This is a genomic window from Micromonospora humi (genome assembly GCF_900090105.1).
Classification (GTDB): Bacteria; Actinomycetota; Actinomycetes; order Mycobacteriales; family Micromonosporaceae; genus Micromonospora; species Micromonospora humi.
Map to the genome: position 1 here is coordinate 21,173 of NZ_FMDM01000025.1, position 16,997 is coordinate 38,169.

Annotated in this window: 16 protein-coding genes; 10 read left to right on the plus strand and 6 right to left on the minus strand. The window is 72.0% G+C overall.

The genetic code is table 11. From position 1 onward, the window contains the following. Nucleotides 1-10: 10 nt before the first annotated feature. Nucleotides 11-1,552 (minus strand): gluconokinase, encoded by a 1,542-nt coding sequence (locus tag GA0070213_RS30065; protein WP_091072255.1) that lies wholly within the window; start codon nt 1,550-1,552, stop codon nt 11-13. 209 nt (nt 1,553-1,761) lie between these two features. Between GA0070213_RS30065 and GA0070213_RS30070 the strand changes: the two genes are divergently transcribed. Further along, complete coding sequence (locus GA0070213_RS30070) at nt 1,762-2,916, plus strand: hypothetical protein (RefSeq protein ID WP_091072262.1); 1,155 nt, start codon at nt 1,762-1,764, stop codon at nt 2,914-2,916. A gap of 14 nt (nt 2,917-2,930) precedes the next feature. Here the strand turns inward: GA0070213_RS30070 and GA0070213_RS30075 are convergent, their stop codons facing one another. After that, a complete protein-coding gene (locus GA0070213_RS30075) occupies nt 2,931-3,524 on the minus strand; it encodes a hypothetical protein (RefSeq protein WP_091072265.1) in 594 nt (197 codons plus the stop codon). 108 nt (nt 3,525-3,632) lie between these two features. On the opposite strand from GA0070213_RS30075, the gene GA0070213_RS31920 reads away from it, so the two are divergent. Further along, a complete protein-coding gene (locus GA0070213_RS31920) occupies nt 3,633-5,039 on the plus strand; it encodes a phosphotransferase (protein ID WP_245716619.1) in 1,407 nt (468 codons plus the stop codon). On the opposite strand, the gene GA0070213_RS30090 is transcribed toward GA0070213_RS31920, so the two are convergent. Next, nucleotides 5,036-5,896, minus strand: coding sequence for an AraC family transcriptional regulator (locus GA0070213_RS30090; protein WP_091072269.1), 861 nt, complete (start codon nt 5,894-5,896; stop codon nt 5,036-5,038). The genes GA0070213_RS31920 and GA0070213_RS30090 overlap by 4 nt on opposite strands. Before the next feature lie 172 nt (nt 5,897-6,068). Here GA0070213_RS30090 and GA0070213_RS30095 point away from each other — a divergent pair, with 172 nt between their 5' ends. Genes GA0070213_RS30095 through yidD form a run of 3 tightly spaced genes read left to right on the plus strand, consistent with a single transcriptional unit; the run spans nt 6,069 to nt 7,136 of the window. Then, nucleotides 6,069-6,407 (plus strand): type II toxin-antitoxin system RelE/ParE family toxin, encoded by a 339-nt coding sequence (locus tag GA0070213_RS30095; RefSeq protein ID WP_217628676.1) that lies wholly within the window; start codon nt 6,069-6,071, stop codon nt 6,405-6,407. Further along, nucleotides 6,407-6,706: a helix-turn-helix domain-containing protein gene (locus GA0070213_RS30100; RefSeq protein WP_091072345.1), complete on the plus strand. Its 300-nt coding sequence runs from the start codon at nt 6,407-6,409 to the stop codon at nt 6,704-6,706. Before GA0070213_RS30095 ends, GA0070213_RS30100 begins: the two co-directional genes overlap by 1 nt. Nucleotides 6,707-6,755: 49 nt before the next feature. Continuing rightward, entirely contained in the window at nt 6,756-7,136 is a 381-nt protein-coding gene (yidD, locus tag GA0070213_RS30105) for a membrane protein insertion efficiency factor YidD (RefSeq protein ID WP_245716620.1), read from the plus strand. Nucleotides 7,137-7,141: 5 nt separating this feature from the next. Here yidD and GA0070213_RS30110 read toward each other — a convergent pair whose 3' ends face one another. The 3 genes from GA0070213_RS30110 to GA0070213_RS30120 are packed head-to-tail and all read right to left on the minus strand — an operon-like array spanning nt 7,142 to nt 9,350. Further along, complete coding sequence (locus GA0070213_RS30110; RefSeq protein WP_091072280.1) at nt 7,142-7,876, minus strand: YqjF family protein; 735 nt, start codon at nt 7,874-7,876, stop codon at nt 7,142-7,144. Nucleotides 7,877-7,908: 32 nt separating this feature from the next. Next, on the minus strand, nt 7,909-8,274 hold the full coding sequence (locus tag GA0070213_RS30115) for a VOC family protein (RefSeq protein ID WP_091072284.1): 366 nt from the start codon (nt 8,272-8,274) through the stop codon (nt 7,909-7,911). A gap of 35 nt (nt 8,275-8,309) precedes the next feature. Continuing rightward, entirely contained in the window at nt 8,310-9,350 is a 1,041-nt protein-coding gene (locus tag GA0070213_RS30120) for a hypothetical protein (RefSeq protein WP_245716621.1), read from the minus strand. A gap of 46 nt (nt 9,351-9,396) precedes the next feature. Here GA0070213_RS30120 and GA0070213_RS30125 point away from each other — a divergent pair, with 46 nt between their 5' ends. The 5 genes from GA0070213_RS30125 to GA0070213_RS30145 all read left to right on the plus strand — a co-directional run bounded on the left by GA0070213_RS30125 (nt 9,397) and on the right by GA0070213_RS30145 (nt 16,993). Continuing rightward, nucleotides 9,397-11,556, plus strand: coding sequence for an MMPL family transporter (locus GA0070213_RS30125; RefSeq protein ID WP_091072287.1), 2,160 nt, complete (start codon nt 9,397-9,399; stop codon nt 11,554-11,556). A gap of 46 nt (nt 11,557-11,602) precedes the next feature. Then, the gene (locus GA0070213_RS30130; RefSeq protein ID WP_091072291.1) at nt 11,603-11,932 is read left to right on the plus strand and encodes a PadR family transcriptional regulator; all 330 of its coding nucleotides are present in this window, start codon (nt 11,603-11,605) and stop codon (nt 11,930-11,932) included. 47 nt (nt 11,933-11,979) lie between these two features. Beyond that, nucleotides 11,980-12,264 carry a hypothetical protein gene (locus tag GA0070213_RS31280; RefSeq protein ID WP_139128751.1) on the plus strand — a complete coding sequence of 95 codons (285 nt, stop codon included), beginning with the start codon at nt 11,980-11,982 and terminating at the stop codon, nt 12,262-12,264. A 325-nt stretch (nt 12,265-12,589) separates the two neighbouring features. Next, a complete protein-coding gene (locus GA0070213_RS31285) occupies nt 12,590-13,117 on the plus strand; it encodes a hypothetical protein (RefSeq protein ID WP_139128752.1) in 528 nt (175 codons plus the stop codon). A 1,107-nt stretch (nt 13,118-14,224) separates the two neighbouring features. Continuing rightward, entirely contained in the window at nt 14,225-16,993 is a 2,769-nt protein-coding gene (locus GA0070213_RS30145) for a hypothetical protein (RefSeq protein WP_139128753.1), read from the plus strand. Nucleotides 16,994-16,997 lie beyond the last annotated feature (4 nt).

A 16,997-nucleotide genomic window follows, 5' to 3' on the forward strand; every position in this document is an offset into this window, starting at 1 on the left:
CTCTGGTTGGTCATCGGGGAGGGGCGGTCGGTGGTGGCTCCGGCGGCAGGCTCGGGGCCAGCCGTCGCAGCGACGCGAACGTGGGCACGAGCGCGTCGTACAGCTCGGAGAAGAGGGGGAGCAGCGCCGCGTAGGTGGCGGCGGCGGCGGGATCGGGGTGGACCGTCTCGTCGATCCGGACCAGGTCGGCGGCGACCTCGACCGAGGAGATCAGGCCGAGCGCCTGCATGCCGAGCAGCGCGGCGCCGAAACCGGAGCCCTCGTGCCCGGCCGGGAAGCGCACCGGCATGCCCAGCGCGTCGGCGAGGATCTGCCGCCACAGCGGGCTGCGGGCGAAGCCGCCGCTGGCACGGACCTCGCGTACCTCGTTGCCGGCCGCGCGGACCGACGCCAGGACCAGCGCGAGCTGCTGGCAGACCCCCTCCAGCGCGGCCCGCACCAGGTGGGCGCGGCCGTGGCCGTGGGTCAACCCGATGTACGCGCCGCGCGGCAACGCGCTCCAGTGCGGCGCCCGCTCGCTGAGCAGGTACGGCAGCATGATCAGCCCGCCGGAGCCGACCGGCGCCTGCGCGGCCAGACCGAGCAGCTCCTCCTCGGCGTCCTCGCCCAGCTCCGGGGCGAGCGCGTCGTGCGCCCACTGGAGCACGATCCCGCCGTTGTTGATCGCGCCGCCGACCACCCAACGGTCCTCGGTCAGCGCGTAGCAGAACACGCCACCGAGCGGGTCCACGCCGGGGCGTTCCACCATCACCCGCATCGCGCCGCTGGTGCCGATCGAACAGGCGACCACGCCGGGGCGTACCGCGCCGAGGCCGAGGTTGGCCAGCGGGCCGTCACCGGCGCCCACCACCAGCGGGGTGTTCACCGGAAGGCCGGTGGCCTCGGCGGCGTCGGCGGTCAACCCGGGCAGCACGTGCGTGGTGGGGACGAGCTGGGGGAGCTGCTCCTCGGTGATGCCGGCGACGCGCAGCGCCTCGGTGTCCCAGGCCAGCCGGTGGATGTCCATCAGGCCGGTGGCCGAGGCGACCGAATGGTCGGTGACCAGCGCCTCGGCCAGCCGCCGCAGGACGAGATCCTTGATCCCGACCCAGTGCGAGACCCGCTCGTGCAGCTTCGGCTCCTGCTCGGCGAACCAGACCAGCTTGGGCAGCGGCGCCATCGGGTGCACCGGGGTGCCGGTGCGCCGGTGCAGCGCCAGCCCGGACGGCGCGGCGCGCAGCCGCTCGGCCTGCGCGCTGGCCCGGGAGTCGGCCCAGGTGATCGACGGGGTGAGCGGGTTGCCGTCGGCGTCCAGCCCGATCAGGCTGTGCATGGCGGTGCTGAAGGACAGGCCGGCGACCGGCTCGCCCAGCTCGTCGACGACCGCGCGGATCACCCCGAGCACGGCCTGGTAGATGAGGTCCGGGTCCTGCTCGGCCCAGCCCGGGTGGGGCTCCTCGAGCGGGTAGCCGATCGAGTGGCTGGCCAACTGCCGGCCGTCGGTGTCGAACGCGACCGCCTTGCTGCTGGTGGTGCCGATGTCCACGCCCACCACGACGGTCGGGTCGCCCACCGGTGCACCTCCACTCGCCTCGCCGGGTGCGTCCGCCCCGCCCTGCGGCTGACGTTACCGACGCCTCCGGCGGCTCGCATGGCGAAGCGGAGCGACCGTCAATCAACCATTCGGACTAATTAGTGACTTTCGCGTGTCTTCGTACCCCTGCCCGGCCGTTGTGCAGAGTGACACCCCGATTGGTGGGCTCGCGCGGCGGAGGAGTCGGCGTGGCGATGACTGATTCGACGGGTTCCACATGGCGTTACCGGTGGGCGCACCGGCAGAACGAGCGGCGGCAGCGCGCGTTCCGCGCGGCCGACGAGGCGTGGCGACGCCGCGACGACGAGCTGCGCCGCCTGCGTACCCTCGCGGTTTCCTTCCACGGGTCGGAGCGGGCCGGCGTGGGCCTGCCGATGGAGCTGTCCCCCGGCGAGGTGGTCTTCTGGACGCTGCCGGCGGCGCAACTGGTCGAGGTGCGGCACACCGCGGTGCTGCCGGCCCCCGACCTGACCGTCGACCCGGACCCGCCGGTGCTGCGCCCGCGCCGCCCCGAGGGGGTCCGGGTCGTCGACGCCGGGCTGGCCGTGCTCACCAACCGGCGCCTCGTGCTGCTCGGCGGGCGCGGCCGGCGCGACTGGGCGTACGGCCGGATGACCGGACTGTCCCACGACCCGGCGGCGCCGGTCACCCTGATCCAGGTGCTGGACCGGCGGCGTACCTCGGGCCTGCTGCTGCCCACCGGCGCGGCGGCCGACTTCCGGTTCACGCTCACGCTGGCCTTCGCCGACGCGATCGAGCAGCGCGCCGCGGTCGTCGCCGAACTGGACGAGCTGCTCGCCGAGCACGCCGAGCTGCGCCCGCAACGCCCGGCGGTGCTCACCCCGGCCCAGGCCCGGTTCTCCGCGCGGCTGCCCGGCGGCCGGCGGACCGTGGCGGTCGGTGCGGCGCTCGCGCTGGCCGTGCCGGCGATGCTCGTCGAGTCCAACCCGCCCACCCGGGCCGGGTCGGAACGCGCCGCCGCGGCCACCCCGGCGGCCACCGCCTCACCCGCGCCGCCGGCGGTCGCCCCCGCCGTCCGGACCCGGCCGAGCACCAGCCCGGAGCCGCGCCGCAGCCGGTCCGCGCCGGGCGGTGCCGACCCGCAGCCCGCCGTCGAGCGCCGCTGCGGCGCCCCGCCGAACCCGTTCGGGTACGACTTCTGCGGCGGCCAGCGGATCCGCAAGCCGGCCGCCGGGGTCTGCGACTGGTTCGAGTGCGTGCCCGGGTTCTGGGCCGGCCGGGGCTGGCTGGTGCAGTGCCGCGACGGCGCGGTCAGCCGCACCGGCGGTCAGCGCGACGCCTGCGCCGGCCACCGCGGCCTGCGCCGCACCGTGTGGATGTAAGGAGGGGCCCCCGGTTAACGCTTTCGGTATAGGCGGGGCCCCCGCTTAACACCCCGGTCGCGCAGCGGCAGCAGGCCGGCCAGGATCAGCGCGGCGCCGACCGGCAGCAGGTCCAGGTTCACCGCGATCGCCACGAACCCGACCAGCACCAGCACCGGCGCCCACACCGGCAGCAGCCGCGTCGCCGCCGCCCGGTACAGCAGCACCAGCAGGCCCAGCTCGAACAGCGCCGGCCCACCGAACAGCACCAGGCCGGGCGTGTCCACCGCGTCGGCGAAGCGCGGGAACAGGTCACCGAGGATCACCCAGACGAACGCGGCGGCGCCGACCAGCCCGGCCAGCGCGGCCACGTCGTCCAGCGTCCGCAGCCGGCCCGACCGGGTACGCAGCAGGCCGTGCAGCCCGACGATCAGCGCGGCGAACCCGAGCACGCCGACCAGGAACAGGGTGTGCCCGGTGTTCCACGCCCAGGCGCCCTTGTCGCTGTGCCCGTCCAGGCGGTCCAGCAGGCGCAGCAGCCCGTAGCCGAGCAGCAGCGACGCCGACGTCACACCGACCGGCCGCAACCAGCGGAACGCCGCACGCGTTGGGGAATCGAGGAGGCTCATTGCCTCAGCCTGTCGGCCGTCGGCCGCCGGGACATCAGGGGTCGGCCCCGCACCGCTCCCGGATGAATCCGCTCGCCTCCCGTAGGGGTGCTCGGTTAGCGTCCGGCCGTGTCCCGCACCGTGACAGTGGTCCTGGTCGACGCCGCCGGCCGGCCGCTCGGCGCGCTGCCCCCGTTCGAGGTGCCGGACCCGTGGTGGCAGCAGGTGGCCTCGATCGTCGACGGCGTCCGCCGGCGGCACGGCGTCGACGTGGCCGTGCTGCGGCTGCTCGACGCCGACCGCCCGCATCCACCCGGCGGCCACGTCCGCTACCTGGCCCAGCTCACCGAGGCCCCCGCGGCGCTCCCGTCCGAGGTCGCCGTGGCGCCGGCGGCGCTCCCGTCCGAGGTCGTCGTGGCCCCGGCGGCGCTCCCGTCCGAGGTCGTCGTGGCGTCGGCGGCGCCCACGACCCGGGCCGCCGTGGCGCCGGCGGTGCGTCTGGAACCGGTCGCCGTGGACCTCGCGCCGCATCCACTGCGCCAGCCGTGGGCGGAGCCCGGGGGTCCGGCCCACAGCGTCGCCTGGGCCACCGGCGAGCTGCGCCGCCTCGGCCGCCCGGTGACCGCCGTGGGGCAGCAGCGCACCTGGAACCTCTCCGCGATCTGGCGCCTGGACACCCCGGTGGGCCCCGCCTGGCTGAAGCAGATCCCCCCGTTCGCCCACCACGAGCCCACCGTGCTGCGCTGGCTGGCCCTCCCGGCCCTCACCCACCCCGTTGACCAAGGACTTCGCGTCTCCGTTGATCTCCCTCATGACCCGAACCCCTTGATCGCCGGAGCCGGAGCCGGAGCCGGAGCCGGAGCGGGGGGTGGGGTGGTGGTGCTGGCGGCCGACGGGGAGGGGCGGGTGCTGCTGGAACACGTGCCGGGGGAGGACCGGTACGGGGCCGGGGAGGCGGAGCTGGCAGCGATCATGGCCGACCACCATGTGCGGCAGCGGCGGGCCGTGGGGGCGGTGGATCGGCTGGTCGCGGACGGCGTACCCGATCTGCGGGGGACGCGGCTGGCGGAGTGGATCCGGGCGCGGCTGGCCGGGCACGACGTGTCCGTGGCCGCGGGGCTGCTCGACGGGCTCGACGAACGGTTGCGGCGGGTCCGTGACTGCGGGCTGCCGGACACGCTCGTGCACGGCGACCTGCACCCCGGCAACGTGCGCGGCGACGGCACCCGGTCGGTGACCATCGACTGGGCGGACGCGTTCGCCGGGCATCCCGCGTTCGACATCCTGCGCCTGACCGAGGGCCTCGACGATCCCGCCGCCGGCCGGCTCGTCGAGGCGTGGGCCGACCGGTGGCGGGCCGCCGCGCCCGGCGGCGACCCGCACCGGGCGCTCGACCTGCTCCGGCCGGTCGCGCCGCTGCGGCTGGCCGCCGTGTACGCGATGTTCCTCGCCGGCATCGAGCCGGCCGAGCACCCCTACCACGTACACGACGTGCCGGCCGCGTTGGCGCGGGCCGCAGCCGAGGCGCGACGCTAGGCCCGGCGCACCGGGATCCACAGCTCCGCGTCGGCGGTGTCGCCGCCCTCGGCGATCCGCACCTGGGAGATCTCCGGCCCGGGCCGGATCTCGTACGGGTTCGACGGGAACCACTGGGTGAACACGTCGCGCCACAGATGTTGCAGCGCCTGCGGGAAGGGGCCGGAGCTGCGGAAGACCGCCCAGTCGCCGGCCTCCACCGACAGGCTGTCCAGCCCCTCCGGCACCTCCGCGCCGGTCACCACGCCGTGCCAGTAGTCCAGCTCGGTGCCCTCGGCGCGGTCGCCGGCCAGGTCGTCGCTGACGTTGACGACGCCGCGCGGCTCCTGGTCGGACAGCGCCTCGATCCGGCGTACCGTCTCCGGGTCCACGCTCTTGAGGAACGCCACGATGTGCGGGTTCATCCCCTCGTGGACCAGCGGCACCCGGGCCTTCACCCCGGCGAGCCGGAAGGCCTCCTTGGTCACGATCCGGTAGTCCATGCTCGTGCTCCCTTCGACGACGAGTCGGAAGGACATCCGGGGCTGGGACCGCAGCACCGACCCGGTGCGGCGGGCCTCGGCCGGGCCGACGCCGTGCACGACCCGGAACGCGCGGGCGAACGCCTCGTTCGAGCCGTACCCCCAGCGGACCGCCACGTCGAGCAGCGACTCCCGCCCGGCGAGCACGTCGGCGGCGGCCACCGTGAGCCGGCGGCGGCGCACGTACTCCGTCAGCGGCATCCCGGCCAACGCCGAGAACAGCCGCCGGAAGTGGTGCTCCGACACGCAGGCGACCCGGGCCAGCGCGGCCACGTCGAGCGGCTGGTCGAGCCGCTGTTCGAGGTGGTCCATGGCCTGGTTGAGCCGATCCAGCACCCGATGCTCCTTCCTGGTTACGCCTTCGACGCTAGGGTGCCCCGCCGCCCGCCTACCCGACCTCACCGGACCCGTTCCGGTCGGCTCCCGCCCCATCCGTACCAGCGACACGCCGGCTCGGGACGGTTGTCGAGGCGTGGGAACTCATAGCATCAACGCTATGGACTGGGGTATGGTCGAGCTGGAGCCAGAGGTCCGAAAATGGCTGGAGGAATTGTCCACCGCGGAGTTCGCACGAGCCGCCTTCTACGTCGACCTGCTCGCCGATCGGGGCCCTCTGTTGGGAGAGCCGCACACGCGGCAACTCGACGGGAAGCTTCGGGAGTTGCGCTTCCACCTGGAGCGCGAGGCGATCAGGCTGACGTACTGGATCGCCTCGGAGCGGCGGATCATCCTGCTGACCGTCTTTCGCAAGACGCGGATGCGGGAAGACCGTGAGATCCAACGAGCTCGTAGGGCTCTGGAGCGCTGTGCAGCGGAGCGGCACACCGTGGTCGAGGGGGTTGAGTGATGGCGGAGCGAGCCGACTGGGAAGCGCTGCGGCAGCGGCGCATGGCGGAGCCTGGCGCAGAGGAGGCGTACGCGGCGGCGCGACTCGCCTTCGAGCTAGGACAGGCCGTTCGCGACCTTCGGGAGGGACTCGGCTGGAGTCAGACCCAGTTGGCGCGCGCGGCGGGAATGACACAGTCGGCGGTGGCCCGGTTCGAGGCTGGGGGGACCATACCGACCCTCGTCATCCTGGAACGGCTGGCCCGCGCGCTCGACATGCGGCTCGACGTCCGGTTCTCGCCACTGGCCGACGCCGCCTGATCCGCGTCCGGACGGCGGGCGGCTGGCGGGGGTGTCGCATCATGGCGTCGTGATCGACTGGAAGCGGCGCCACAAGAAAAAGAAGAAGCACCGGGACTGGTGCGACTGCGACTGTGACCTCATCGACTGTGACGGCCCCGGTTGCTGCGACCTCGGGCTCTTCTCGACGCTGCTCACCCTCGGCTCGGCGACCGCCGGCATCGCGCGCACCCCGATCGTGGACCGGGCCGGGCGGGCCGCCATCCTCGGCTATCGGCGCTGGCTGTCGCACCGCTGGCCGGGAACCTGCCGCTACACGCCGACGTGCAGCGCGTACGGGTTGGCCGCGGTGGAACGGCACGGGCTGGCGGTGGGCGGGCGGATGGCCGCCGAGCGGGTGCGTCGCTGCCGCCCCGGAGTCCCGCGCGGCACCCACGACCCGCTGCCCTGACCGGCTCAGGGGAGCGCTGTGGGGCCGCCGAAGACGACCGGGACGCCGGGGGAGTGCAGCACGCTGACCGGCGGGCCGTCCGGCGCGGGCAGGCCGGCGGCGGTGAGCAGCTCGTCGTCCAGGTGCAGCAGCTCGGCGCGGTGCAGCGGCCACTGCGGATGCCAGTTGGGCAGGTGGAGGGTGCGGCCGTGGGCCCGGGTGTGCAGGCCCCAGCGCGCGGTGAGGAAGTGCTCCAGCGGCGTCGGCTCGGCGATCGGCGCGCCGACGCGGACGGTCATCCCGCTGCTCGCGCCGGCCGGGCCGGGCCAGCGGCGTCGGCAGCGGTAGGTGAGCGTGTCGCCGGCGCGCTCCAGCCGCATCGCCGACCACTTGTAGGGCAGGCGCAGGCTCAGCTGGGCGACCAGCACCGGCACCAGCCGGGACGCGTCGAGCGAGCGGAACACCACCGCCCGCCGGCCGGCGCCGTCGACCGAGTAGAGCCGGACGTTGGTCTCCCAGAACGTGCCGAAGTAGGGGATGCCCGGCCCGCGGCCGAACCCCAGCCCGACCATCCGGAAGCCGATCAGCCCGACGTAGGTGAGCCCGTCGATCGTGTCGGGCCGGGTGCCGGCCGGCAGCAGTGGCGCGACCCGCTCCGGTGGGAGCGCCCAGTGCAGGAACGTCAGGTCGTGCCAACGCTGCGCCAGCCAGGCCCGGCGGATGGCGCGGGTGGGCGCGTGCTCGACCGGCTCGATCTCCACCCGTCCATCCTGCCTCCCCGCCGGTCGGCGGGTCACTCCGGCCGGTGGCAGACCGCCTCGACGTTGTTGCCGTCGGGGTCACGGACGAACGCGCCGTAGTAGCCGGCGTGGTATTCCGGCCACACCTTCGGCGCGTGCAGCACCTCGGCCCCGGCCGCCACCGCCGCGTCGTGGAACGCCCGCACGGCGGCCCGGTCGGGCGCGGTGAACGCGATGTGCACCGGCGCCGGGGCGGAGTCGGCCGGGGCGGGCTCGACCCAGAAGTCGGGCGCGTCGACGCCGTAGCCGATCGGGCCGGGCTCCATGATCCGCCGGCCGCCCAGCGGGGCCAGCACCGTGTCGTAGAAGGCGGCGCTGGCCTTCAGGTCGCGCACCGCTACGGAGAAGTGGTCGAGCACGTCGCCTCCCGCTGATCGTCGATGACCGCGCCAGGCTACGAGCCGGCTACGACACTTCCCGGCGCACCGACCGCACCCCCGCCCGCGACCTCGTCCGGCCGCGCGGGCCCGTCCACGAACCCGGTCCCGCCCGGGCGACGGTCGGCGCGCCGCCGCCGGGCGGTGTCCGCGCCGATCAGCAGGCCGGGGAGCGCGCCGAACAGCCAGATCACGCCCACCGGCCAGTGGATCAGCCGGCCGACCGCGCCACGGATCCGCGGCTCGTCACCGAGCACGTAGGACGCGTCCGGCTCCGTCGACCGGCAGCTCATCGCCCACGAGCCGGCCGCCGGCAACCGCACCGAGGCGACCCAGGAGAACGTGGCGGCGTCGCCGCCGTAGTCGCCGGGTGGCACGGAGACCGGATCGTCCGCCCGGACCGTCGCGCCGGCGCCGGTGAGCCGGCAGTCCGCGCCCGCCCGGGCGTAACCCACCCGGAAGATCGCGTACGTGCCGGCCGCCGGCACCGTGACCCGCCCGTCCGGCACCGCGTAGGGGCCCGTTCCGCCGTACTCCGTCGGGGGTTGCCCGACCGTGCTGCCCTCGGCGCCGAAGCGGACCGCGGACTGCGCCAGCAACGCCCCGAACACGACGGCGAGGCAGCCGACCAGGTAGCCGCGCCGCGACACCGGGCGGGCCCGGTGGGCGAGACGCCCGCCGGCGGCGTACCCGAGCAGGGCCCCGACCACCGCGAGCGCCAGGCCGCCGAGCAGCGCCCGCTCCCAGCGGGCGTCGCCGGTCAGCGGCGCCACCCACCGGAAGAAGGCCAGCGACGTGCCCAGCAGCACGGCGGTGACCAGCGTGGACACGGCGACCGCGAGCGCGACGCCGGTGGGGCCGCGACGGCGGGGTTGACCGGCCGCGAGCACGGCGGCGAGCACCGGTGAGGCGAGCACCGGCCACCACAGCGCGGGGGCGACCGTCGGGTCCTCCTCCCAGCGGTGGGTCCACTCGAAGAACAGCAGCGGGGCCGGCACGGTCGCCAGCAACCAGACCGCCAGGACCTCCGCGCGCGCCGTCCGAAAAGGATTGGTCACCGACGGTAGGATACCCGGTGACACAGTCGAACACACGGGGGAAACGATGTTCGAGCGACTGGGCAGGTTCGTCGTCGGCAAGGCCTGGTGGGTGATCGGCGGCTGGGTGCTCGCCGCGATCGCGATCATCGTGGCCAGCCCGTCGCTGAGCGACATCACCTCCGCCGACCAGGAGAGCTTCCTGCCGCGCTCCTACGAGTCGGTGCAGGCCACCGAGCTGGCTACCAAGGCGTTCCCGCAGGCGGCCACCGCCACCGCCACCGTCGTGGTCAAGCGCGGCGACGGCAAGCCGCTCACCCCGGCCGACGAGGCTCGCGTCGGGCAACTCGCGCAGGCGCTCAAGGGGCGGAACATCCCGCAGGCCGCCGGCTACCTCACCGGCCCGCAGGCCGTCGCGCCGGACAAGTCGGTGCAGATCATCTCCGTCGGCCTCGACGCCGACACCCCGGACGACCCGAAGCTGCTCGACGCGGTACGCGACCTGCGCGCCGGCCTCGGCCCGGAACTGGCCGGCAGCGGCCTGACCGCCGGGGTGGCCGGCGACGTGGCCAGCTTCGTCGACAACGAGGACACGTTCAACTCGGCGTTCGCGATCGTCGGCGTGGCCACCATCATCCTCATCATCGGGCTGATTCTGATCATCTTCCGCAGCCCGATCGCCGCGCTGCTGCCGGTCGTGGTGATCAGCGTGGTCATGTCCGTCACCACCGGCCTGGTCGCCGCCGCCGGCACGGCGTTCGACCTCAACGTCAGCCAGGACCTCCAGACCATCCTGCTGATCGTGCTGTTCGGCATCGGCACCGACTACATCCTGTTCCTGCTGTTCCGCTACCGCGAACGGCTGCGCGCCGGCGACGACAAGCGCACCGCCATGATCGTCACGGTGCAGCGGGTCGGCGAGGTCATCACGTCCGCCGCCGGCGCGGTGATCGTCGCGTTCCTGGTGCTGCTGCTCGCCTCGCTCGGCTTCTTCGGCTCGCTCGGCCCGGCGCTCGCCATCGCCGTCGGCGTCATGCTGATCACCTCGCTGACGCTGATCCCGGCCGTCGTGTCGCTGCTCGGCCGCTGGGTGTTCTGGCCGTCGAAGGCGTGGCAGCGTACCCCGAAGGCGAGCCTGTCCCGGCGGCTCGGCGCCGCCGTCGGCCGCCGGCCCGCCGTGGTGGCCGCGGCCTCCGGCGCGCTGCTCGTCGCGCTCGCCGCCGGGGTGCTCGGCTACCAGGCCGACTACGACTTCAGCGCCGGCTTCCCGCAGGACACCGAGTCGGCGCGCGCCGCCAAGGACCTCCAGCGCGGCTTCGCGGCGGGCGCGCTCGCGCCCACCGAGGTCTACCTGACCACCGGCAACGGCACCCCGCTGACCGACCAGCAGGTCAACGACTTCGCCGCCGCGTCGGCCGACGCGCCGGGCGTGGCCCGGGTGCAGCCGGCCGAGCGCAGCACCACCGACCCGAGCGTCGCCCGGATCAACCTGCTGCTCGACGAGAACCCGGTCTCCAACGAGGCGATCACCCTGGTCCGCGACGACCTGCGGGACGCGCTGCACGACAAGGCCCCATCGGGTACGAAGGCACTGGTCGGCGGCCCGACCGCGATCTTCGCCGACATCAACTCGGCGAACAACCGGGACCTGTCGGTGATCCTCCCGGTGGCCGCCGGCCTGATCGCGCTCATCCTCGCGCTGCTGCTGCGCAGCCTCGTCGCACCGATCTACCTGGTGATCGCCGTGCTGCTCAACTTCGCGGCCACGCTCGGCGCGACCGTCTACGTGTTCCAGGGGCTCCAGGGCAACCCGGGCGTCACGTTCCAGCTCCCGATCATCCTCTACCTGTTCGTGGTGGCGATCGGCACCGACTACAACATCCTGATGATCGCCCGACTACGGGAGGAGGCGCGGGAGGGCCACGAACCGCACCAGGCCGCCGCGATCGGCGTGGAACACGCCGGGCCGACGGTTGCCGCGGCCGGGCTGATCCTGGCCGGCACGTTCGGGGTGCTGATGCTCGCGCCGATCTCGTTCCTCCAGCAGATGGGGTTCGCGGTGGCGATCGGGATCGTGCTGTCGGCGTTCGTGATGTCGATGTTCTTCGTGCCGGCGTTGACGGGGTTGATCGGGCACAAGGCGTGGTGGCCGGGGCACGGGGACGAGCGGCGGGACGGTGGGGGGCGGCACGCGGCGCCGGAGCCGGTGAGCGAGGCCCAGGTCTGATCAAGGTGGGCCTTGCGATAAGTCTATCTAGTTAGACAATGACGTCATGGCCGGCGCCCGACACCCCTCCCCGCAGACCGCGGCCGTGCTCACCGCTCTCGCCGAGGCAGGCGAGGGCTGGAGCCACGGCTACGACCTGTGCCGCGCTCTCGGCCTGAAGGCGGGCACTGTCTACCCGATCCTGATCCGCCTCGCCGAGCGGGGACACGTGGAGATGTCCTGGGAGACCGACCCGCCGCGCGGGCGACCTGCCCGGCACCTGTTCCGGCTCAGCACTGCGGGCGTCGAACTCGCGCGTGCCGTCGCTGCGACGGCACGCCCCGCAAACGGCGCACCCGCCCCGGGTGCGGCCCGGCTCGCGCCCGGGACCACCTGATCTTCGACCGTTCGACCCCGACCCACCCCTGCCTTCAGAGGCCCTCGATGCTTGCTTTCCTCTTCATCGTGGTGTTGCTCCTACCGGTGCCTCTGCTCGCGACCGTGGTGCTCGCCGTCCGTCTGCGTGGCGTCCTGCGCCAGGGTGGTGCACGTAGGCTCACCGCCCGCGCCCGCGCCGCATGGCGAAACGGCACCAGACGCCCGGTGTGGCCGGGACTGATCGCCATCGTCGTAGCCGTCGCGCTGCTCACTGCCGGTTTGGAGCGCCTCTACCTCGCCACGGTGACCAGTGGTTCACGCTGGGCCTCGACCTGGTGCTGCTGTCCCTGATGCTCGGAGTGCTCGCGGCCCTCGGGTCCGCCGCGTTCGTCGGCGCGGCTGGGGCTGCCGTGTCGTGCGCTCGCGGGTTCGGGGCAGGCACCGTTGCCGGGCTGCTCACCCTTGCCGCCGTTGTCGTCGGCACAGCGGCCGTATACCTGCCGCTACGGGTCGCCCACGCGGCCGAGCCCGCTTGTTTCCCGTCGTCGCGAACCTCGGCGACAGAGCCTGCTGATGCCGTTCGACGTTCTTCTGATCGCGCTGGCATGGAACATCCCATGGCCCGTCCTGGGAGCCGCTTTCGGCACCCGCTCCGCGGGCCGTCAGCATGCGGCACGTGACGTCTGGCAGGTCGTGCTCGACCTGGCCACCGCCGACCTGCCCGACAACCGCCTGGCGTGCGGCGCTGCGGGCCGAACTCGCGGCGATCGACCCGCCAGCCGAGCGTCGCAGGCTCGCCCTCGGCGGGGTAAGGGGCACGTTGCGATCCGCGCTGCCGCAGGGTACATGGCTGCTGACTGCAGGGACCGCGGTCGTCGTGGCAGGTGCCATGTTGACTGCCTCGCGCTGGTCGCTGGCGCACGGCCGCGGGCGAATACTCGGTTTCTGGGTGTTCCTCCCGATGCCCCTGATACTGACCGTCGTGCTTAGCATGGCCTGGCGCAACCGATCCTTCGGCGCCGGGTTGCGTGCCGGGATACTGGCCGGGCTCGCCGCCCTGGTCGCGGTGCTCGCGGTCAGCCTCCGCGAGACCGTGGTCTGGGCGAACCACCACGCCGGTTACCTGAGCACTGGCGATGCCATCCCGCAGGCGTGGCAAGCCGCGGTCCTCGACCTACGCGTCCGGAGTTCCTCCTCGGCGTGATCTTTGAATGAATGGCGGCTACCGCTACCGGCGCGGCGCTCGGAAACCAGCGCACCCGCGTCACTGGCTGAGGTAGCCGGGCGGCGGCGGGCAATCGGGACCGGGGTGACCGCCGCTGTCCTGCTCCACCGGCATTGATGGATGGCAAGACGGGGGACACTTTGCGCAGCTGTGGCAGCCGGGGGTCGTCTACGGGACACCTTCACCGCGCCGCCTTCCGGCACGCATCGCTCAAGAAGTCTCATGAGGAGTACAGGAGGATCTTCGCTGTCGAATCTCGGACAAGTTGAGGGTCTTACTCACAGGCCTTGGTGGCCTGGGAAGGCCCGTGCCCGCTCGATCATAGCTGCAGCTCTGCCTCACGGTACGGGGAGGAAAGTGCCCTTGAGCAGGGCAAACCGCTACCAACATCCGACTGCTTTCCCCGCAGCAATATCAACTTGCGGGGCTATTGACAGCGCAAACAGGGCAGCGGGGACCGGCTGAACGGCTGAAGACTTGGGGGTCCCGCGCGCAGGACTCAGGGCGATATGGTCCGAGCACCGTCAGTGGGAAGCGGGGTGACGGTGCTTACCGAGTTGGCCTTTTCGCCGCAGGTTGAGGCCGAGCGTGTGCTCCTAGCCGTCCTGGCAGATGCGCGCACCAGCGGATGCGGCGGCGGCGTCGACGTTCTGCCGTGCGGGTCCGGCGAGTCGACCTCGGTCATGCGCGCTGTCGTTCAGCTCGCAACCCCTGCAACGCGTCAAGCCATGCCGCAACTTGGGCCCGTTCTGCAGGGAGGGATCTAGGATGTCTCGCTGGGAAGCGTACGACGCCTGGAATCAGGCTATCGCGGAAGTCTTCTTTCCCGAAGAGCTTGGGGGCCAGCCCGTATACATCGACCTCGACAACGACACAGTTCCGTTACTCGCCGAAAAGACCGGGACCCCATCTGACGGGGTCGAGGAGTCGCTAGCCACAGCTGTACGGGAGGTTCTGCGCCTCGGTGGGAGCCGCAGTGGGACTTTCGGTGAGGTCTTCACGCATCTCACCACGTGGCTCGGAACTTGGCGGCGCACTGCCCACACGTCCCGTCCAGATCTCAATCCACCCCCTGTCCTAGCCCTGTTGGCCGTGTTCAGCATGGCTGCGGAGCGGATGGGTCGCGATGCCGACATGGGGCCCAACAACTACTTCGGCAGGCTTGCTCAGCTTCTCGGCATCAGGGATGAGCACGAGAAGCAGCGGCTCAAGTCGCATTACCGCCAGCACGTCGTGTTCTTCTGGAACGTGCTGGCAACCTGGCTAACCGGGTTGGACGGCATGCGAGGCCTCCCTTCGGCCGTGGCCGTCTCTCACCGATACATCGGTCTCTCCATCTCGCAGGCTCTGGTTCGCGAACATGACCGAAGCAAGTTGCCGCGATTCTTCACCGACTACGGGCTTCATCCTGGGCAGGAAGTGGCGCCCCACGAGATGCAGCCTCTCCTCGACGAATGGATCCGACGAGACCCAGCTCCGATCAGCAAGAATCTCGCTACGCTCTGGACCCGGCATGCGGCAACGCGGGAACGCATCGCAAGTGTGGTCTCGCTCGAGTTGCAGAACTGGGACGGCGGCGAGGTCGAGGTAACCACGCTGTCTGCAGGGGCGGGGCGGCCCCGCGGCGAGGTCAGGCTCGTTGCTTTGACCCGGTCCGGCATGTTCGGCAGCAGCGTGGAGATCAGCGTCGTCGCTCGCATTCCTGGGCCCCCTGAGCCTCGCTGTATGCAGATCGACAGCGCGGTCGGCGACGATAAGCCGGTCCTCGACTTTATGCCGTGGGTGAATGGGTGGCACCGCCTTCCGCGCCCGGCTGGGCTCGAGAGGTCATCGATTCTCGACGGCGTGCTCGTCCTGTCGGGTGAGGATGACCAAGCAATCCAACGGCGGCCTCGACGGGTGGTGCCGCTGCGCAAGGACGAGACTCTCGGCCTGTTCCTCGAAGTTGAGCGGTTGCAGCTGGCCGAAGACGGCCTGATTTTCGCATCCGATGCGCTCGCCGGGGAGGTCGCAAAGGTGCTCGAGCAGATAGCTCGTCCGGGATTCCAACGTGTAGACGGCGGATCGGAGGGGGTGCCGGCCGGCTGGGTGCTTTTCCGGGATGTGCAGATCCTGGGCTTGCTGCCGCCCGAGATCAGGTCCCGAGCGCGCGCCGACATCAACGTGCTGCTGCCGTCGGTGTCCTCTCAGCTGGCCTTCGCCGAGGGACTCAAACTGCCGGGGCGACTGCGAAAGTTCTCGGCGTACGCACCGCCTGAGATCCGAGCAGTGTCGGCCGGGGCAGAGCACATCTGCCTTCAGGTGGCGCGCCGAGACGTCGAGAACCTCGAGGGCGACGTGGACGCAGACGCCCTGGAGCGGGTGGTCTGGGAACGTGAGGCCGACGGCGCCGCGCTGATCCTGCATACCGCAGATGAGCGACTCCCCGTCGGCGACTATGAGGCCCTGCTCTTTGTCAACGGTGCCAAGGATCCCACGCAGCGCCTGCCCTTCCTGTTGAGGTCGGCTGACTCCGTGGACCTCGCGATGTGGAGCCGCAGCCCGCGCTTGGCGCACCAGCCCACGGTCCACCAGGGCTGGTCTGCGCTAAGCGCGGAACACTACGAGGAAGTCTCCTCTCCCGTCATCGACGGGGCCGTCGCGACCGAGGCGCCGCCGCTATCCATAACCACACAGGCACCTCGGTCAGTTTGGTGGACCCAGCGACGGCCAACCGAGTATGGGGAGGTGGCGACCGCGGTCCTGACTACCCCTGACCCGACATCGTGTCTCGTCACCGGAGCCCACTTCTACCAGCTGCCGTACGCCCGCACGGCGTTCGTCTCCGGTGTGTGTCGCGACTGCGGTCTTGTGACACGGTTCCCGAACAATCACTGGGCCGCCCAGAGCAGGAAGCGGGCCCGCGATAAGGTCGAGGCCGGGTATCGCGTTGACGTCCACGAGGTCGAGCCGGTGCAGGCTGAGCTTTTGACCTGGGATGTCGGCCTGGACGCGCTCATGCATGCCGGTGGTGGCGCGACATCTGCTCTTGAACGCATCGCGCTGCAAATCGAGGGTTCACTGCTCTTCGTCGATACGTTCACTCGAACTCTGGAGGCCCTTGCCCACATCGCGGTCCGACGGGACGAGCGGACTCTCGAGCCGGTCGAGTGGGAGATTGCACCCCCTGCCTTTGCTCAACTCGCCGACGGTGCCTACCTGCTGACGGGCTACTGGCCGCCAAGCTACCTCGAAACTCTTGAGGAGCTGGCGGACCAAGCTGGGGCCAAGGTCGCTGTTGAAACGACCGGCCCCGGACTGTGCCGACGAACCCTCATCGCGCCGTCGCCCACGGCCGCCGAGGAAGTTGCTGGCGTGATGGGCGACGTCACGGTGGCCGAGGACGCCGCCCGGGCCATCCTCCGAGCTGCGCCGGACCTTAGCGCTTTGGAGGCGGCGCTACCGACAGTCACCATGCCGGGTGCCCGCCGGATCCAACAATTTCACCTCGGCTCCGCCGCCTGGATCCCCCAGCACCACGCCGAGGCATCGGGTGCCTTCCGCCTAGAGTCGTTCGGCAGCACCTACGTAGTGCGACGAGAGCTGGACCTCGCGAACGGAACGGCCCGGATCGGTACGGCGCAGCTGGTCAAGCACCTGGAGGCGCTGCGGGCCGGCCGGCCGTTGCTGGCATACGACCCAGTAGCACGGGTGCTTGACGTGCCGCTCGGCGCTGACTTGCCCGGGCTGTACGGCCGGGCGGCGGCCCTGTGCGCGGGGCGGCCACCGACGCCGATCAAGGACCGCCGGCTTCTTCGCTACCAGGAAGTCCCGGCCGACGTTGCCGACATGCTGGCCACCCGTCTCGTCAACTGAGGAT